Source organism: Halanaerobium saccharolyticum, from assembly GCF_003259895.1.
Classification (GTDB): Bacteria; Bacillota; Halanaerobiia; order Halanaerobiales; family Halanaerobiaceae; genus Halanaerobium; species Halanaerobium saccharolyticum_A.
The window spans coordinates 1-18,879 of the sequence record NZ_QLME01000037.1 but is presented as its reverse complement, the minus strand read 5'-3'; the positions used below and the strand labels follow the sequence as shown (position 1 = coordinate 18,879).

General features: G+C 35.4%; 14 protein-coding genes. 11 read left to right on the top strand and 3 right to left on the bottom strand.

Features of this window, described 5'->3' with window-relative positions; all coding sequences use genetic code 11:
- Positions 1-304 precede the first annotated feature (304 nt).
- Positions 305-1,165: an ADP-ribosylglycohydrolase family protein gene (locus C7958_RS14920; protein ID WP_111573466.1), complete on the top strand. Its 861-nt coding sequence runs from the start codon at positions 305-307 to the stop codon at positions 1,163-1,165.
- 13 nt (positions 1,166-1,178) lie between these two features.
- Entirely contained in the window at positions 1,179-1,835 is a 657-nt protein-coding gene (locus C7958_RS14915; RefSeq protein ID WP_111573465.1) for an aspartate/glutamate racemase family protein, read from the top strand.
- Between the two features lie 114 nt (positions 1,836-1,949).
- Here C7958_RS14915 and C7958_RS14910 read toward each other — a convergent pair whose 3' ends face one another.
- From C7958_RS14910 to C7958_RS14900, 3 genes are read right to left on the bottom strand one after another with little or no spacing between them, the layout of a single operon-like run.
- The gene (locus tag C7958_RS14910; RefSeq protein WP_111573464.1) at positions 1,950-3,041 is read right to left on the bottom strand and encodes an ABC transporter permease; all 1,092 of its coding nucleotides are present in this window, start codon (positions 3,039-3,041) and stop codon (positions 1,950-1,952) included.
- Positions 3,042-3,098: 57 nt separating this feature from the next.
- Positions 3,099-4,067, bottom strand: coding sequence for an ABC transporter permease (locus C7958_RS14905; RefSeq protein ID WP_111573463.1), 969 nt, complete (start codon positions 4,065-4,067; stop codon positions 3,099-3,101).
- 4 nt (positions 4,068-4,071) lie between these two features.
- Positions 4,072-5,790 (bottom strand): ABC transporter substrate-binding protein, encoded by a 1,719-nt coding sequence (locus tag C7958_RS14900; RefSeq protein ID WP_111573462.1) that lies wholly within the window; start codon positions 5,788-5,790, stop codon positions 4,072-4,074.
- 237 nt (positions 5,791-6,027) lie between these two features.
- Between C7958_RS14900 and C7958_RS14895 the strand changes: the two genes are divergently transcribed.
- The 9 genes from C7958_RS14895 (at position 6,028) to C7958_RS14855 (ending at position 18,606) form a co-directional block, all read left to right on the top strand.
- Complete coding sequence (locus tag C7958_RS14895; protein WP_111573461.1) at positions 6,028-7,371, top strand: phosphomannomutase/phosphoglucomutase; 1,344 nt, start codon at positions 6,028-6,030, stop codon at positions 7,369-7,371.
- A gap of 58 nt (positions 7,372-7,429) precedes the next feature.
- On the top strand, positions 7,430-8,215 hold the full coding sequence (locus C7958_RS14890) for a nitroreductase family protein (protein ID WP_111573460.1): 786 nt from the start codon (positions 7,430-7,432) through the stop codon (positions 8,213-8,215).
- Between the two features lie 162 nt (positions 8,216-8,377).
- Positions 8,378-9,052, top strand: a complete 675-nt coding sequence (locus tag C7958_RS14885) for a response regulator transcription factor (RefSeq protein WP_111573459.1) — start codon at positions 8,378-8,380, stop codon at positions 9,050-9,052.
- Complete coding sequence (locus C7958_RS14880) at positions 9,049-10,473, top strand: sensor histidine kinase (protein ID WP_111573458.1); 1,425 nt, start codon at positions 9,049-9,051, stop codon at positions 10,471-10,473. The genes C7958_RS14885 and C7958_RS14880 overlap by 4 nt, the downstream gene beginning before the upstream one ends.
- Positions 10,463-11,515: a TolC family protein gene (locus tag C7958_RS14875; protein WP_111573457.1), complete on the top strand. Its 1,053-nt coding sequence runs from the start codon at positions 10,463-10,465 to the stop codon at positions 11,513-11,515. Before C7958_RS14880 ends, C7958_RS14875 begins: the two co-directional genes overlap by 11 nt.
- Entirely contained in the window at positions 11,502-12,944 is a 1,443-nt protein-coding gene (locus C7958_RS14870) for a TolC family protein (RefSeq protein WP_111573456.1), read from the top strand. The genes C7958_RS14875 and C7958_RS14870 overlap by 14 nt, the downstream gene beginning before the upstream one ends.
- Positions 12,928-14,244, top strand: a complete 1,317-nt coding sequence (locus tag C7958_RS14865; protein WP_111573455.1) for an efflux RND transporter periplasmic adaptor subunit — start codon at positions 12,928-12,930, stop codon at positions 14,242-14,244. Before C7958_RS14870 ends, C7958_RS14865 begins: the two co-directional genes overlap by 17 nt.
- The gene (locus C7958_RS14860) at positions 14,244-17,312 is read left to right on the top strand and encodes an efflux RND transporter permease subunit (RefSeq protein ID WP_111573454.1); all 3,069 of its coding nucleotides are present in this window, start codon (positions 14,244-14,246) and stop codon (positions 17,310-17,312) included. The genes C7958_RS14865 and C7958_RS14860 overlap by 1 nt, the downstream gene beginning before the upstream one ends.
- 160 nt (positions 17,313-17,472) lie before the next feature.
- Positions 17,473-18,606: an aldo/keto reductase gene (locus C7958_RS14855; RefSeq protein WP_111573453.1), complete on the top strand. Its 1,134-nt coding sequence runs from the start codon at positions 17,473-17,475 to the stop codon at positions 18,604-18,606.
- Positions 18,607-18,879 lie beyond the last annotated feature (273 nt).

The following is an 18,879-nucleotide window of genomic DNA, read 5'->3' as shown; positions in this document are numbered from 1 at the left end:
CGCTAATAAATAATTCAACCACTCAAAGAAGGATTCCTCTTTTTTTATTTTAAAAAAGTATCAAATTTAATTTACACAACTTATTATACATTACTAATAAGGATTGAAACATGCGCAGGTGAAGGGTGGTCTGGTGCATAGGTATAGATCATAATTAGTAATCAAATTCGAATTAAATTTAAAATTAAAATGAGGAAGGTATCTAGTCATTCATTTAATTTACCGCTTTTTGTATAATATTTTATAATTTGCGAAATGACTCTGTGTTATAATTATAATCAGAAATTATCAGGAGGGATAAACCATGAAAAACAAAAGAAAAGATTTAATAAAAGTAGTTTTTGTGGCAGATGCACTTTCATTTGGATCTCATTGGGTTTACAGTACAGATCAGTTAAAAGAAGAATACAGTGGGATCATTGACGAATACAGGGCCCCAATGGCTAAATTTCACCAGGGAAAAGAAGCAGGTGACCTATCTCATTACGGAGAACAGGCTTTTGCTCTTTTAAAATCAATTTCTGAGCATCAGGGATTTTACTTAAAGAGATTTAAAGATGATTGGATTGAGTATCTAGAAAATAATGAAATGTATATGGACCATTCGATGAAAGACTCACTGGAAAAACTTAAGGGTTCTGATACTTTGACCGGAGCTGACAATGTTGAGCTGGGAGGAATTGCCCGCAGCCTACCGGTATTCATAGAAGAAGGTATATCTAAAAAAGAATTTCTGGATCTAGTTCATCTTACTCATAATGGAGAGATTGTTGATCAGACAGCAGAATATATCTTTAATGTTATTCAGGATACTTTAGAAGGTTCAGATTATAAAAAGGCCCTGGAAACTCATAAAGATATTAATCAATTTATTAAGGATAATTTCGAAAAGATCGGATCTAAAGATAAGATTGTAGAAAATGCTGATCAAAGAGGCCAGAGCTGTTCGACTGAAAAAGGACTTCCAATTGTACTTGATGTTCTCTGGAATGCAGATAATTTATTAGAGGCTTTAACTTTAAATATTATGTCAGCTGGAGATACCTCCTCTCGATCAATGGTAATTGCAGCTATAATGTCAGCAGATGAAGGATTAGATTCTATTCCCCAAAAATTGCTTGATGGTTTTAATAAATCTCAGGCTGTTAAAGAATTATTATCTTAGGAGCTGATAAATAATGGCAAAGATCGCTCTAATTCATACAACACCAGTCACAGTCGAGTCACTGCAGAATTTAATCAAAGAAAAAGATCCTGATCTGGAAATAATTAATATAGTTGATGATTCAATTTTACCGGAATTAATTAATAATAAGGCAGATCTAAGTCTGGTAGAAGATAGAGTTAGATATTATATTAAAACAGCAGTTGAACAGGAAGCAGACCTGGTGCTGAGTGCCTGTTCATCTATCGGAGGGATTTTTGAGGAAGAAAATCAAAATTATGAGATTCCAATTATGCGGATTGATTCTGCAATGGCAGAAAAAGCAGTAAAGAATGCTGCAAAAATTGGAGTAGCAGCAACTCTGGAGACTACTTTAAAACCAAGTACAGAATTAATTAAAAAGAAAGCGGCTGCCTTAAATAAGGGTATAGATATAAAGACTGCCCTGGCAGATTCCGCCTATCAAAAATTGATGGCCGGTGATCAAAAAAGACATGATCAGCTTTTAGCTGAAAAACTAAAAGAATTAGCAGCAGAAGTTGAGTTAGTAGTCCTTGCTCAGGCCTCAATGGCCAGAGCAGTCTCAGTTCTACCTGAAGAGATGCAGGACAAATTTTTGACCAGTCCTGAATCTGGAATTGAAAAGGCTCTAAAAACTATTGCAAAGTAATAAATTATTAGAAACAAGATAGGTTATTCTGATTTTTTTATCTATTAGATAAAAAAATATAATAAACCTTTCTTAACTTTAAAAGGACAGCTAATTAGCTGTCCTTTTGATAGTTTAGGACTTTGGATCAAAAGCATCTCTGAGTCCATCACCAAGTATATTATAGCTTAGTACGGTTATAAAGATAAAAAAACCAGGTAATAATAACCAGGGGAAATCAGACATTTTAGTTATATTTTGAGCTGAACTCAGCATATTTCCCCAGCTGGCAGAGGGTTCCTGAATCCCGAGGCCAATAAAACTGAGACCGCTTTCCATAATAATATAACCTGGAATAGCCACAGTTGCTCTGATAATTACATAAGTGGCAGTTGCAGGAAGTATATGTTTAATAATAATCCTTTTGTCTTCTGCCCCAATAGCTTTTGCGGCCGAAATATAATCTTCATTTTTGACAGATAAAACCATGCCTCTGATTACTCTTGCCATTCCCGCCCAACCCTGAAAAGCTAAGATCGAGACTATAAGAAAAAAGCGAAAAGCAGAAGAAATATCCAGTGGTAATACAGCTGCCAGAGCCAGCAGCAGATAGAAACTGGGAATAGACATAATAACTTCCACAGCTCTCATAATTATTGAATCAATAATTCCTCCGTAATAACCGGAGATTCCGCCGGCGATTAAGCCAATAAAAGTAGTGATAAAAATAGCAAAAAAACCTATAAATAGAGATACCCTGCCTCCATAAAGAATTCTTGTAAATAAATCTCTTCCATAATTATCACTGCCTAAAATAAAAATCGGTATATTAGCTTCAACTCCAAAAAGATGAATATCACTTTTAAAAAGACCAAAAATTTGATATTCTTCTCCCTGATGAAAAAATTGAAGGCTGTGTGTTTTCTCTCTATTAATATTGTATTCAGCCCACCCTTCCTGAACCTCAGTTTCATAGATGAATGGAGTTTGTAATCCATTTTCATCCCAAAAATGAATTTTAGTAGGAGGATGGAAAAATTTATCCTTAAAATTTTTATTTGCACTATAAGGTGCAAAAAAGGGAGCAAAGATAACAAGTATATACAGAAATAAAATAATTATTGCTGCTGTCAGAGCAAATTTATTTTTGTAGAAATTAGATATTTTTTTTATCCATAGATTTTTATTTTGTTTAATCTCAGTTTCATTTTTTATTATATTTTCCATAATTAACACTCCCACTTAAATGTCAAAAGATCCAGATTTTGATGAATGAAACTTAAGTTAGTTATATTTTATCCGGGGATCATTTAAGGCCAGTATAATATCAGCAGCCAGATTACCCAGTACCAGCATCAGGCTTCCCATCATTAACCCAGCCATTGCTAGATATAAATCTTTTGATCTAACTGCAGTTAGCATCATTTTTCCCAGCCCGGGCCAGCCGGTTACAATTTCTGTTAATGCTGCACCACTGAATAAAGAACTCAGCTGAAAACCAAAGATAGTAATCATTGGATTAATTGCATTTCGAAAGGCATGTTTATAGATGACATTTCTTTCTGTAAGTCCTTTTGATCTAGCCGTTCTGATATAATCCATTTTAATTACATCAAGCATCTGACCCCGCATCTGTCTCATTAAAGTTGCAGTTCCTGCGGTCCCCAGTACAAGAGCAGGAACCAGCAGATGTTTTAAAATATCAATAATTTTTTCTGTAGGACTCAGATAATCATACATAATACTTGTCATTCCATTAATCGGAAGTGGAAGATTAAGTCTAACGATAGCAAATAAAAGCAGCAGAGCAAAGAAAAAATTAGGAATAGAAAGACCGATAAAAGAAAAAACACTGAATATATTGTCCAGCCAGCTGTAGCGGTGAGTAGCTGAGTAGACACCAATCGGAATAGATATCCCCCAGCTAATCAACATAGCTGCAAACGAAAGAATTAAGGTATTAAAGAGCCTGCTGATTATAATCTGACTGACCGGTATTCTATAAGTAAAAGATTGGCCCAGATTTCCCTGCAGTATTTGACCCAACCAGGAAAAATACTGCAGAAAAACATTTTTATTTAAACCAAAATCTGCTTCCATTTCCTTAATTAAATCTTCCGAAATATCAGGGCTCATTCTCATTTGATCAAGGTAACTTCCCGGAGAAAGCTGCATAATGAAGAAAGATAAAATAGAAATTGCCAGAAGTAAGGGAACAATTATTAAAATACGTCTAATTATATAATCTCTCATCTTCTTAATTTTCCAGATACAATTCGTGAATATTCCATAAAACTCCGCCATAAGCTGTGACCTCTGTGTTTTTCAATGTATTACGGACAGCATAAATTGAATTTGGGGTTACAGTATAGATTACAGGCAGTTTTTCAGCAATTATTTCCTGAAATTCATCATAATATTCTTTGCGTTTTTGTGTATCAATGGTAGAAGCTCCGTTGATAAATAATTCATCAAGTCGTTCTTCCCATTCTGTTGCGGGTTCTTCCTGAACAGGATTCCACATATGAAGATGTCCATTAGACATCCAGACATTGCTTCCCTGATGTGGTTCGACACCACCTGTTAGACCAATTAAAATTACATCATAATCCCACTCACTGCTTAACTTACTAACCATTGTATTAAATTCAACTGGATTTGAATTAATTTTCATTCCCAATTCTCTTAACTCGGAAGCAATAATGTTTAATAAAGATTCACGGACATTGTTACCTGCATTTGTAAGTATATTAAATTCTACTTTATTACCTTCTGAGTCAATTAGTTCTCCATTTTGACTCCAGCTAAAACCACCTTTTTTTAATTCTTCCCTTGCTTTTTCAAGATTATATGGATATTTATCTACATCCTTATTTAAATAAACTTTATTGGGGAGACTAACAGGACTCCACTGTTTACTTCCCTGTCCGGCAAGTGCTTGATCAATCATGGTATCTTTGTCCATAGCATAGGCAACTGCTTTTCTGAAATTTAAGTTCGTAAACCACTCATAGTTATATGGCTCATCTTCCAGATTAGGATTGCGGGGATTCATATTAAAAACTAAAAAATTAGTGCTAAAAGTAGGACCCGCATCAATCAGAGTAAAATTATTTTCTTCTTCCTGCTGCTTCATTCTTCGATAATCAATTCCTCTGACAGATAAAAAATGAGTTTCACCGTTTTCAAATAATAAAGATTCCGTTTCCTGACTTTCTGCAATTATTCTAATCCATCTATCTAGATAGGGAAGAGATTTTCCAGCAGGATCTTTACGCCAGTAATGTTCATTTTTTTCCATCACTACTCTTTCTCCATTTCTATAATCAACTAATTTAAAAGGACCTGTCCCAACAATTTCTTCAGGATCAGTATTGATCCCCCATTTATTATTAAATTCGCCTTTCTGCCAGGCAGTATGGAGTTTATGACGTGGGATTATTGGAGCAGTCATGTTATTTAAAAATGGAGCAAAACTGGTTGGAAGTATAAATTCAACTGTATATTTATCGATTTTATTATATTCTGGGAATTCACCATCAACTTTTAGTACATCACGACTGCTGGTAGGTATATTTTCATCCTTAATTACATCAAAGGTGAAAATAACATCATCAGCTGTAAATTCTTCTCCATCACTCCACTGTACTCCCTCTCGCAGGTAGAAAGTATATTTTTTTCCATCCTCAGATATTTCCCAGTCTTTGGCTAATTCAGGTTCATAGTTTGTAGTGATTCCATTTCGAGTAACTAAACCTTCAAAAATATATCCATCAATAATTCTCGAAGAGGAGGTTTCTTTGGCAATAATAGTATTAAATGTTTTTGGGTCACCAAGGAGGGTGGAAATTAGCATACCTCCGTGATTACCCTGTTCTCTTTCTGAAATCCAGGGATCTTTTAATTCAACTGCTGCTGTACTTAGACTAAAAACAAAAATCATCAATAATAAAATGCTAATAATTTTTTTATTCAATTTAATCTACTCCCTTCTCATTTTAATGCTTATTAGGTTATATTCTTGTTAAAAGATGCAAATCCTGCAAAAACTAAAATATACATGGATTATAACTATTGTTAAGTTTTAATTTAAACAAGGAATATTTCTATTAATATAGAATATAAGTAATAGAAGTATTAAAGTATAAAAGATATTTTTAATGTCAAAAAATGTTATAATAAAAATACAGATAATTTTCAAGGAGGCGATATTTTGAAAGCTTTTAAAGCATACGATATTCGAGGTGTTTATAATCAGGATTTTAATAAGGAAGATGTATATAAAATAGGTTTTTTTCTGCCGGAACTGCTGGCCGCAGATAAGGTACTGGTTGGTTATGATGATCGGGAGTCAACCCCAGAAGTTTTTGAAGCATTAGCAGCCGGTATTACTGATCGGGGAGCAGATGTTTATAAAATTGGTTATGCAACAACTCCAATGGTTTATTATGGTACAGCCAAACATGGTTACAGGGCTTCGGTAATGATTACAGCTTCTCATAATCCACCGGAATACAATGGATTAAAAATTTCACGCGAAAATGCACTGCCGGTTGGTTATGATTCCGGACTTAAGAAATTAGAAGAGATGATTGAAAATCAAGCAGTGAAACCTGTTGGTAAAAATAAAAAAGGTGATATTTTAGAGCATGATTTAAGAGATGAATATATAGAATTCCAGAAGTCATATTTACCTGATCTATCAGATTTAGACCTTTCTATCGACGTTTCTAATGGGATGGTAGCAATTTTAACTGATGCTATTTTTGGTGACCAGCCTCATTATCTCTATAATGAACTTGATGGGACTTTCCCCAATCATGAAGCAAACCCCTTAGAGGCTGAAAATAGAGAGGATTTAAAAGAATTATTACTGGAAAAGGGATCTGATCTTGGGCTGATTTTTGATGGTGACGGTGATCGAGTAATGTTCCTGGATGAGAAAGGCAACTTTATTTCACCTGATTTAATTGTAGCTCTGCTGGCGGAATATTATATTAATGCAGGGAAGGGTAAAAATATTTTATATGATATTCGTACTTCCTGGTCTGTTAAAGAGCATATCGAAGGACTTGGTGGTAAAACCCATATGTGGAAGGTAGGTCATGCCTATGCTAAACTCAAACTTAGAGAAATAGATGGTATTTGTGGAGGAGAACTTGCCGGCCATTATTATTATAAAGACTTTTTCTACTGTGATTCTGGTATGCTGACTGCTCTGGTTGTTTTAAATGTGGCAGCCCGACTAAAAAAAGAAGGCAAAACTATTTCCGAATATATTGCGGAACTTGATAAATATGCAACTTCGGGTGAGGTTAATTTTAAGATTAAAAATAAAATTGAAGTTATGGAAAGACTCAAAGACTATTTCTTTGCTCAGAGAAAACCAGAAGATTTTTATGATTTTGATGGCTATCGTTTAGAATATAAAGACTGGTGGTTTAATGTCAGACCATCTAATACAGAGCCCTATTTAAGACTGGTTGTTGAAGCGGAGAATCAGGAACTACTGGATGAGAAATTAGAAGAAATCAGAAAAGTAATGAATGTTGACTAAGTGAACCTTTAAAATCAGATTTTTAAATAGAGACTTCTTATAGAAAGGAGCGGGTTTTATGAAGATTCCTGTTAAAAAGTGGTATGAGGCTGTGCAGACACGCTATTCTCAGCAAAAGTATATGTCAAAAGAGATAAAGGAATTTACTCAAAAATCTTTAGAAAAAAAGATTGAGGAATTAAATGACGCTTTTTCAGAGGTTAGAGTAGAAATCTTTAATAAATCAATCAAAGAAATTTTGCCTGCTTTAAAGGGTAAATATGGCAACTTTACTGACTCGCCGGCATTTATGGCTTTTATCATCAAAGATAAGGGGGAACACCGCTGGACAAAAATGGGTTATATTGGAGAGGCAGCTATTTTAGAAGCTACAGCTTTAGGTCTGGGAACCTGCTGGGTTGGAGCCCGTTATATAGAAGAACGCTCAAGCCTTAATCTTAATTTAAAAAGGGATGAACATCTGGTTGCTGTCAGCCCTCTAGGATATTCATCAGAAAATTATAGTTTAACCCGACATTTTGTATCTAAACTTTTTCCACATCGGGATCGTAAAGATGTTAAAGAACTCTGTCCTGATGGCTATAATGATGACTGGCCAGGCTGGGTAAAAAATGCAATAAAAATGGGAAGTTTCGCTCCTTCCAGACTGAATAGACAGCCCTGGCGTTTTTACTATGGAGAAGGAAAAATGGTGGTAGACTCTGTGGGTGAACCTTCCGCCTATAAAAGGCTGGAATGTGGAATTGCTCTTCTTCATGTTGAGGTAGGAGCTCTGGATGGTGGTACTACCGGTGAGGTTGAATTCGGGGGTCTGGGACTTGGAACTTTTATTAGTGAAGAATAATGTAATGACATAATTCTTTTAAATAATGATTTTTTAAGCCGCAGGTGGATGATATGATCCCATCTGCGGCTTTTTCATAATTTCACATATTTCTTTGCTATAAATTTAATAATTCTATTATATAATTATAATCAGTAAATATATTGGAACAGGGAGGAAAAAATGGCTTATAAAATTTATTTAGTAGAAGATGATCAGAATTTGAATGATATACTGAGTTCCTATTTAAAAAAAGAAGGCTGGGAAGTAGAATGTTTCACTGCCGGCAGACCTGCTCAGGCTAAAATTACGGCAGAGCCAGACCTCTGGATTTTAGATATCATGCTGCCTGATATAGATGGTTTTCAGCTTATTTCCGAAATTAAAGCAGAAAATGAGGAGATACCTGTTATTTTTATTTCTGCCCGGGATGCAGATTTAGATCGGATAATTGGTCTGGAAAAGGGTAGTGATGATTACCTGGCTAAACCATTTTCACCCAGGGAACTGGTAATTAGAGTAAAAAATTTATTTAAAAGAATTTACGGTAAAAAGCCAGATGATTCCGTGCACAGCTATGCAGGTTATATAATTGATTATAATGGCCGCAGAGTTATTTCCCAGAATACAGAAAAAGATATTGAACTGACAGCAAAAGAATTTGATCTGCTTACTTTTTTATTTGATAATTTGCAAAATGCACTTTCCAGAGAACAGATAATAGAAAATGTCTGGGGAGATGATTATTATGGTTCAGACAGGGTTGTGGATGATCTTATCCGGAGGCTGCGCCAAAAAATGCCAGGAATAAAGATTGAAACTGTATATGGTCATGGTTACAGGATGGTGAAGCAATGAAAAAACTACTTACCTGGATGAAAAATAAGCCGCTTGCCTTTCAAATCTGGCTGATTATTGGAGCTGTACTTGTAATTTCAGTCTTATTTTACTCAATTTCTCTCCCTTTTATTTTACAGTCGTTAATTATTTCTGAGAAATATGATAGATTAGAAGAAACTCAGGCTTATATTATAGAAGAGGGGCATTTTGATAATCTGAATCAGGATTTAGCTTCAGATGATTTATCTTTTATTAAAACAGATAAACCGCCAGAGAAAGGACCTCCGGTCAGATTTTCACGAGTACCGAGGCACTTTATAATTGATCAAGAGGGACAAATTTTAGATAATGATAGTTTGACTGCAGCAGAAAAAATAAAGGAAGATATTTTAAACAGTGATGATGAGGAAAAGCGTTCTAAACTGCATCTGTCAAACAATCAAATTATATATTATGTTTATCAGGAATTAGAAATTGAGGGTGAAAACAGAGTCATTGTTTCCTATCTTCAGAGCCGCTATCGGGACAGCTTTTTTAGGGAGTTTTTTATTCGTTTAATTATTTCACTGCTGGTATTTTTAATTCTGGCCTGGTTAATTTCAATTTTTGTGGCCAGGTATTTAACCAGATCGCTGCAGATTATAAAAAAACAGGTTAAAAAAATAGCAAATCGCGAATGGGACCAACCTTTAAAAATTGAGCGTCAGGATGAGATAGGGGAGCTGGCCAATACCATAGAGTGGCTCAGGCAGCAGCTTGTAGAGAGAGACGAAAAACAGCAGGAGTTTATCCAGCAGATTTCTCATGAAATTAAAACACCAATTATGGTTTTACGTTCCTATGTTCAGTCAATGCAGGATGGTATTTATCCCCGCGGTGATCTGCAGGGGAGTTTGAAGGCTATGGAAACAGAAAGTTTTAGAATGGAAAAACGGGTTAAAACTTTAATCAATATCAGCAAGATGGAGTATTTAAGCAGACAGAATCTAAAAATTGAAAAAATAAACTTTAATCAGCTTCTAGAAAATAAACTGGAAAAACTAAGCTGGAGAAGAAAAGATGTCAACTGGTCTTTAATTGCAGATAGTATTAGTTTAAGAGTAGATCGAGATAAATTCGAAGTGATTCTAGAAAATATTATTGATAATCAGTTTAAATATGCTGACCAAAAAATCAGGGTCAGTATAGAAAAAATGTTTAAGAGAGGGAAAAATATTATTCAGATTCGTTTCTGGAATGATGGACCTGAAATTGAAAAAGAAGATTTAAAAAATATTTTTGATAAATTTAAAAAAGGTGATGATGGCGAATATGGATTGGGTCTAGCAATCAGCAAAGTTTTAGTGGAATTACATGGGGGCCAGATCTGGGCTAAAAATGAAGATGGTGGGGCCGCATTCTATATAGAAATCCCGGAGGAGGATAAAAATGAATTTTAAAAAAATTGGAATTATATTTTTGCTTTTAACAGTTATTACTTTTCCAGCAGCTGCAGCTGAAGTATTAACTCTGGAAGAGGCAATGGAAAGAGCAGAAACCGAAAATATGGATTTGAAATTGACGAAAATTGATTATCAGAAATCAAAAATTAATTTAAAAAATCTGGAACTACAGAATGAATTTAATTATACAGAAACTCAAAGTATAGAAATAAATAAAAATTATTTAGATTCACAAAAAAATTATCAAGATAGTAAAGCAGAAATTATTAAATCAGTTATTCAGCAGTATACAAATTTGTGGCTGCTACAAAAGGAAATAGAAGCCCAGGAATTAACTACAAGAGCCGAAGAGCGATTATATAATGAAATGCAGGCCCGATTTGAACTGGCACAGATTAGCAAAATAGATTTACTGGATCAGTCAAATCAATATAATGATGCCAGTAATGAACTGGAAAACTTAAGAGATAATTATGAGCAGAGTTTAATTGAGTTTAAAACAGCTTTAAATCTTGAAAATCAGGAAATTGAAATTAAAGAATTGGCTGCACCAGAAATCTGGGAGATCACTGAAGAAGAGGCTTTAGAAAAGGGTATAGCAGAAAGTAATACTATTAAAATAGCGGAACTTGGTTTGGAATTGGCAAAAAAAGAATTCCAGAAAAATAAAATTGAAGCTTCCAGTTCCGAGCAAAAAACTGCTGAACTTGACCTTCAAGCTGCAGAAATTTCTTTAGAAAAGGCAGAGAAGGATCTGGAAAACGAAATTATCAAAGCTCATCTCAGTTTACAGCAGGCCGAAAAGAATATAGAATTGATGAAAAATAATTTGGAAAAGGCAGAAAGTCAGTATCAGCAGACTAGAAGACAGTTTGATTTAGGTAGTGTTACTCAGACTGCATTATTGCAGTATGAGGCCAGTTTAGTAAGCAGTGAATATCAGTTAAAAAATGCTCACTTAAACTATTACCTCGCTAAAGAGGATCTTGCAGATTTATTAAATATGGAGCCAGGAGTGACAATTAATGAACAGAAGTAAAAATAAAGCACTAATAATTTTAATTTCTCTTTTGCTTATTTTTTCAATTACCTATTCTCTGGCAGCAGCAGAAATATCTTTTGGAGAAGCGCTCAGCCAGGGTTTGGATAATAATCTGGAAATTAGAGAGCAGCAAAATACCATTGCCAGCCTGGAAAGGGAATTAAAAACTATCAGAGCCCAACAGGGGTGGCAGATTGAGGTGGCTGCAAATTATAATGAGGTAATTGATCAGGGGAATTTAAAGGATGCAGCAGGAGTACTTGATGATACCATTAATACTGCGGCTGCAGATGGAGGAAATACTTCTTTAAGTATCAATAGAAGCTTTACTTCTGGACTGAATATTTCTCAAGAAGCAGTCTATAATGATCAGGAAGAAAGTGATTACGGAGTAATAATTTCCTATCCTTTATTTACTGGAGTTCCAACAGAAACAGAAAGAACTTATTATCAGCAGGAACAGGAACTTTTAAAGGAAAAAAATAATCTGGATTCTCTAATTGAAGAGAAAATATCCACCTGGACAGAAAACTATCTCCAGATAATGAGACTTAAAAAGAGCAGAGAAAATGCAGAACTTCAGTTAGAAACTGCCAGAACCTCCCTGGCTGAAAGAAAAGAATTATATGATAATCAACAAATTTCTAAGACAGAGCTTAATAATGCCGAAGCAGAACTTCTAGATGCTAAAAATAGTTACTCGGAAACGAGAAACCAGTATCAGAATACAGTTAAGTCATTAAAATTAGAGCTTGGTCTGGGCGAGGAAAGCAGTATAATTATTGGGGATAATCAGATTCGCAAAAAGCTAGAAGGAGAACTAATAGATTTTAAAAGTTATACTTTTAAAGAACTCTATCAGACAATGCTTAACTCAGATTATGATATGCAGTCAGCGCTTATAAATTTAAGTCTGCAGCAAAAACAGCTTGAGTGGTTTCAAAATGAAGGTAGAACAGACATAAATTTAAGTGGGAGTTATAATTATTCTACAGAGAAATCAGTTATTGGTGTGACATTTTCTTATGATCTTTATGATGGTGGACAGCGAGAATTTAACGAAGAGAATCTAAAGGAAAATTTGGAACTGGCTCAGGATAATTTAGAAAATTTAAAGGTAAACAAAAAAATAACTCTGGAGAGTCAGCTAAATACAATTAATAGTGCCCAGAATAATAAAAAAAGTGCGCAGTTAGAATATGAAAATGCTGAAAACCAGCTTGATTTAGCTGAGGCTCAATATAATGCCGGAATAATTGATCAAAAGGAATTTGTTCAGCAGCAGGTGGACTATCAGCAGAGTAAAAATAACTTACAGCAGGCAGAAGACAAAGTCTTAATTGCAGAATTGGATCTGACTATGCTTTTAAATAATAATTTTAAAGATATATATAATGAGGTGTTAAATAATGATAAAAATGATTAAAGAAAATAAATTAATTGTAGTTACTTTAATTGTTTTACTGGGAGCAGTAGGCTCTGGAATCGGTTTTTACAATATTTTTAAGAGTTCTGTAAATGCTCAGGGACCGGGAGGTTCTCCGCCTCCTTCTGGTTCAGCAGGAGATGATTCAGCTCAGGAGCAGACAGTTGCTGTTGAGACAGCTGAGGTTATGGAAGGTGATATCTATATTTACTCAACTGTGAGTGCTCAGTCAGAAGCCTATGAGGAAGTTGCTTTAACCCCGCGAGTCCAGGAGGTTGTTATTGAGGTATTAGTTAATGTTGGTGACAGAGTGCAGACTGGAGATTCTTTGATCAAAATGGATGCTCGCAGTAATCAAATTAGTGTTATTCAGGCAGAAGCTTCTTTAAAAAGTGCTGAGGCCAGTCTGCAGGAAGCAGTAAATGGCCCCCGAGAAGAAGAGATAGCACAGCTTGAGGCCCAGCTGGCACAGGCAGAATCAGAACTTAAATTAAGAAGAGAAAATTACGAGAGACAAAAACAACTTTTTGATGAAGGATATCTTTCTCAGGAAGAAATTGATCAGGTAAATAACGAGTTAGTTGCCGCACAGAGCAGTTATCAGTCCGCACTAAAAAATCTGGAAATGACTAAAGCAGGTGCCACCGAGGAAGAAATTACACAGCTGGAATCTCAGGTGACCCAGGCTGAAGCTGAACTTGAACAGGCTAAATTACAAAAATCTTATACAGAAATAAATTCTCCAATAAAAGGGATAGTTGCTGAAATTAATGCTCAGAAGGGACAAATGACCGATAATAACACAGCTGCAATAATAAGTAATATTGATCGAATTAAATTAACTGCCTATGTCAGTGAGAAAAATATTAATCGTTTAACATCTGGTGATCAGGTTAAAGTTGGATTTACAGCTTTAGAACGAGAATTTACAGGAGAAATAAATAATATATCTCCCAGAGCTGCGACAGATCGCCGCAGTTTCCCTGTAGAAATAGTGGTTGAAAACCCAGATAATATAATAAAAGCTGGGATGACTGCTCAGGTATCTTTACCGATCGACAGAGCAAAAGAGTCTGTGATTATACCTCAAAATGCACTGCTGGAAGGCGCAGAGGGTTATTATACTTTTGTAGTCAGTAATGGTCAGGCTGAGAGAAGAGATTTAGAAATTTCTCTCGCAAATGAAGATAATGCAGCAGTAAGTTCTGGTCTGGAAGCGGGAGAAATTGTAATAACATTGGGTAAAGAAAATTTAAGTGATGGCAGCAGGATTAATGTTGTTAACCGGGGGGATGAATAATGAAAATCTCTGATATTTCTGTCAGTCGTCCGGTAACAATAACAATGATAATTATGGCAGTTGTTTTAATTGGGGGACTGGCTTTAACCAGACTGCCGATGGACTTAACTCCAGAAATGGAAGTGCCTTTTTTAATGATTAGAACTTCTTATAGTGGAGCAACTCCCGAAGAAGTCGAGGAGTCCATAACCCGACCGGTGGAATCAACAGTTGCTACCATTGATGGTTTAAGCAGCTTAAATTCTAACAGCAGTGAGGGTAGTTCAATGGTTTTTCTTGAATTTGAATACGGAACAGATCTTACAGAAGCTAAGAATGATTTGAGGGATTTAATTTCGCAGGTTGAAACAGGACTGCCTGATAGTGCAGATGAACCAAGGATAATGAACTATGATCCCAATGCACAGCCAATTATGGAGCTGGCAGTGGCTGGAGGGACAGCAGTAGAATTAAAAAATATTGCAGAAGATACAATTCAACCCCGGCTGGAGCAAATTATTGGTGTTGCTACTGCAGAAATTTCCGGAGGTAGAAGCAGAGAAATTAGAATTAATGCTGATCAGGAACAGCTTTCCGCCTATAATCTAACTTTAGATCAGATTGCTGAAGCTGTGAGAGCAAGCAATCAATCTGGAGGTCTGGGAACTGTAATGGTCGGTAATGAAGAAATTTCTGTTAGAGCCCTGGGGGAGTTCGAGAACTTTGAGGACCTCGAAGAAATAGAAATTACTACTGCAGCAGGAGATAAAGTTCCGCTGTCTCTGCTGGCAGATTTAGAAGATGGTTTTCAGGAAGTTAGCAGTATCAGCTATCTTAATGGTCAGGAAAGTATAGGTATTTCTATTCAAAAACAGGGTGACAGCAATACTGTTAGTGTGGCCAATGAAGTTAGAGATACAGTTGCAGAATTAAACAGTGAGCTGACGGACACAGATATCCAGATTACTACCAATAATGCTCAGTATATAGAAGATTCAATTTCTTCTGTACTGCAGAATTTTATAATTGGTGGTATCTTAGCTGTAATCATACTTTTCATTTTCTTAAGGAATTTCAGCAGTACTGTTGTTATTGCAACAGCAATTCCTATTTCTGTGCTGGCTACATTTGCTTTAATGTATTTTGCCAATTTAAGCCTTAATCTGATCACTTTGGGTGGTATAGCACTTGGTGTAGGAATGCTGGTTGATAATTCAATTGTTGTTTTAGAAAATATTTATCGTCATCGTGCCCTGGGCATAGGTAGACTTGATGCAGCTAAAGATGGGGCATCAGAGGTTGCAACAGCGATCAGTGCCTCAACTCTAACAACAGTTGCAGTGTTTATTCCGGTGATATTTATTGAAGATTTACTGGCTCAGCTTTTTACACCAATGGCTCTTACAGTAACATTCTCACTGCTGGCATCTTTATTTGTGGCCTTAACTTTTATTCCAATGTTGTCGTCAAAAGTTTTAAAAGTTAATCAAAATGAGTCAGATGAAAGTGTAAAAAAGAAAAAGTACGTTATATACTATCAAAAAATACTTAATAAATCTTTAAAACACAGATATAAAATAGTAGCAGCCTTTTTAATTTTCTTTATTCTTTTCGGAGCGGGAATTGCTTTAGATATTATACCTCTCGAAACAGAATATATGCCGGATTCAGATCAGGGGACAATTAGAGTCTTTGCCAGGCTGGAAGGAAATTCTACAATCGAGAAGAGTAATCAATTAGCTCAGGATCTTTATTCCAGAATAGAAGAAATTCCGGAAATTGAACTTTTAACTGCTAGAGTCAACAGTGGTCGTGTTAATTTAACTGTTGAACTGCTGCCGCTGGAAGAAAGAGATAGAGATATTTCTACAATTGCAGAAGAGATTAGAAGCAGATCTAAAAATCTTCCCGGTGTTTCAATTAACGTTTCTGCTATGACCTCAATAATAGGAGGAGGTGGTGGTATGGGAGGTACCGCTATTGAAGCTCAAATTAATGGTCCTGATTTGGACACCCTCTTAAATCTGGGGGAGAATACCGAAAATCTGATTACTGATATTGAAGGTATTAGAAATATAGATGTTAGTTTAGAAAGGGGTAATGAGGAAATCCATGTTGGAATTAATAAAACTCAAGCTCAGAATTTTGGTTTTACAAGTAGTGATATTATTTCCTATGTTAATATGGCTCTCAGCGGCAGCACTATCAGTCAGCTGACTGAATCAGGAGAAGAAATTGATATAATTTTAAAGCTAAAAGATAATGAAAGTACTTCTTTAAGAAATCTTTCCAATATTAAACTATTTGCTTCCAGTAGAGTCAGTGTTCCATTGTCCCAGCTGGCTACTATAAAAGAAGGTACAGGTTATTCTTCAATTGAGAGAGAAAATCAGCAGCGGTATATTTCAGTGGGTGCCGATATATTTGAGCGTCCCCTGGGTGAAGTACAGAATGATGTGGAAACAGTACTGGCTGAAGAACTAAACTTACCTTCAGGTTATACAATTACCTATGGTGGTGAAGCAGCGGATATGTCCAGTTCATTTAATCAATTATTTACAGCAGCAATCCTGGCAATAATTCTGGTTTATATGGTAATGGCTTCCCAGTTTGAATCACTGATTCATCCTTTTATCATTATGTTTACAGTTCCTCTCTCAATTATTGGAGCTGTACTTGGATTGATTATTACAGGAACCGCTTTAAGTGTATACGGCTTAATTGGAGCAATTATGCTGGTTGGTATCGTAGTCAATAATGCGATTGTAATGATTGACTATATAAATAACCGTAAAGAACAGATGAGTCGAAAAGAGGCAATTCTGGAGGCTGCTCCAATCCGTCTCCGGCCAATTTTAATGACAACTCTGACAACCGTCCTGGCCCTAGTTCCCCTTGCAATAGGTATTGGTACGGGAGCTGAAACACAGCAGCCGATGGCCATAGTCGTAATTGGAGGACTCTTATTTTCAACTCTCTTAACTCTGGTAGTTATACCAGTAGTCTATGATATTGTAGATGAACTTAGAAATAAATTTGTAAGATGGTTACTAAAAATAGTGCATAAAGAAGAAGTAACAGAAGAATAAATAATTTCAATATATCTCGGTCTATGACCGGGATATATGTTTTTAAAAATAATTAATTCACAGCTTAAATTAAAAGGATTTCCCAATTTAGTCTTGAATATATTATAATGAGATAAGTTAAAAATTTAGACTTGACTATAATTAAATTGGGGGTAAAAAAATGAAGTATAGAAAAATGGGAAAGCTTGACGTAGAAGTTTCAGCTCTCGGCTTTGGAGCAATGCGTCTGCCAATAATTGATGATGATTCAGCTAATATTGATGAAGATGAGGCAATCAAAATGATTCGTTATGGTATTGATAATGGAATTAATTATGTTGACACAGCCTGGCCCTATCATCAGGGAGAAAGCGAAAATGTTGTGGGCAAGGCTTTAAAAGATGGCTACAGAGAAAAGGTTTATCTGGCAACTAAGTTACCGATCTGGGAATGTGAGACTAAAGAAGATCTTGATAAATATTTAGATAAGCAGCTGGAAAAATTACAGGTAGAAAAAGTAGATTTTTATCTACTTCATGCTTTAAATGCAGAGCGCTGGCAGAAGATTAAGGATCTGGATATTTTAGAATGGGGAGAAAAGAAAAAAGAAGAAGGTAAGATTGAGTACTTAGGTTTCTCTTTCCATGACAGTCCAGAAGTTTTTAATACAATACTTGACGGCTATGACTGGGATTTTACTCAAATTCAATATAATTATCTGGATACTGAATATCAGGCCGGTAAAACTGGTCTTCAAAAAGCACATGCTAAAGGGATGGGAGTTGTAATTATGGAGCCTATCCGCGGTGGCTGGCTGGCTCAAGAACCACCACAATCTGCAAAAGATTTGTTAGAGTCCCAAAATCAGGAGAGAACTCCTGTAGAATGGGCTTTACACTGGGTCTGGAGTCAAAAGGAGCCGGGAGTTGTGCTCAGTGGAATGAGCAATATGCAGCAGCTTAAAGAAAATATCGAGACAGCTTCTAAGTCAGAAGTTGGCCTTTTAAGTGATTCTGAGTTTGAAATGATGGAAAAAGCAGCAGAGGAAATGAGAGGCCCTGTTACTTGTACCCGCTGTGAATACTGTCTTCCCTGTCCCGAAGGAGTTAATATTCCAGAAAATTTCCACCTCTTTAATCAGGCTAAACTGCTTGATAAGGGAGAGGAAATGGCAGAGAAGTACTTTGAACTGGACGAAACAGCCAGAGCCAGTAACTGTGTAGAGTGTGGTCAGTGTGAACCCGCCTGTCCACAAAATTTAAGTATTATTGAATTATTAAAAAAAGTGGATCAATATTTTAAGGAAAGTGCGTAAGTTTATTAAATTATAGATTTATTTAAAAGTAACAAATAAGTATTTCAATAAAATTAAAAGACTAAGGTTTTATTATCCCGGCAGAAAAAAATATTCCTGTCGGGATTATTAATTTAATAATCTATGATATAATATAAGTAAGTAAATATATTAAAATTAATTTGTGTATTTTAAGTCATAGGTGTTTGCAAAATAGGCAAAGAAAATAGTAAAAAACTGTAAATAAGTAGATTGGATTCAATTTTAAGAATTTAAAAATTGAATGAGAAAATG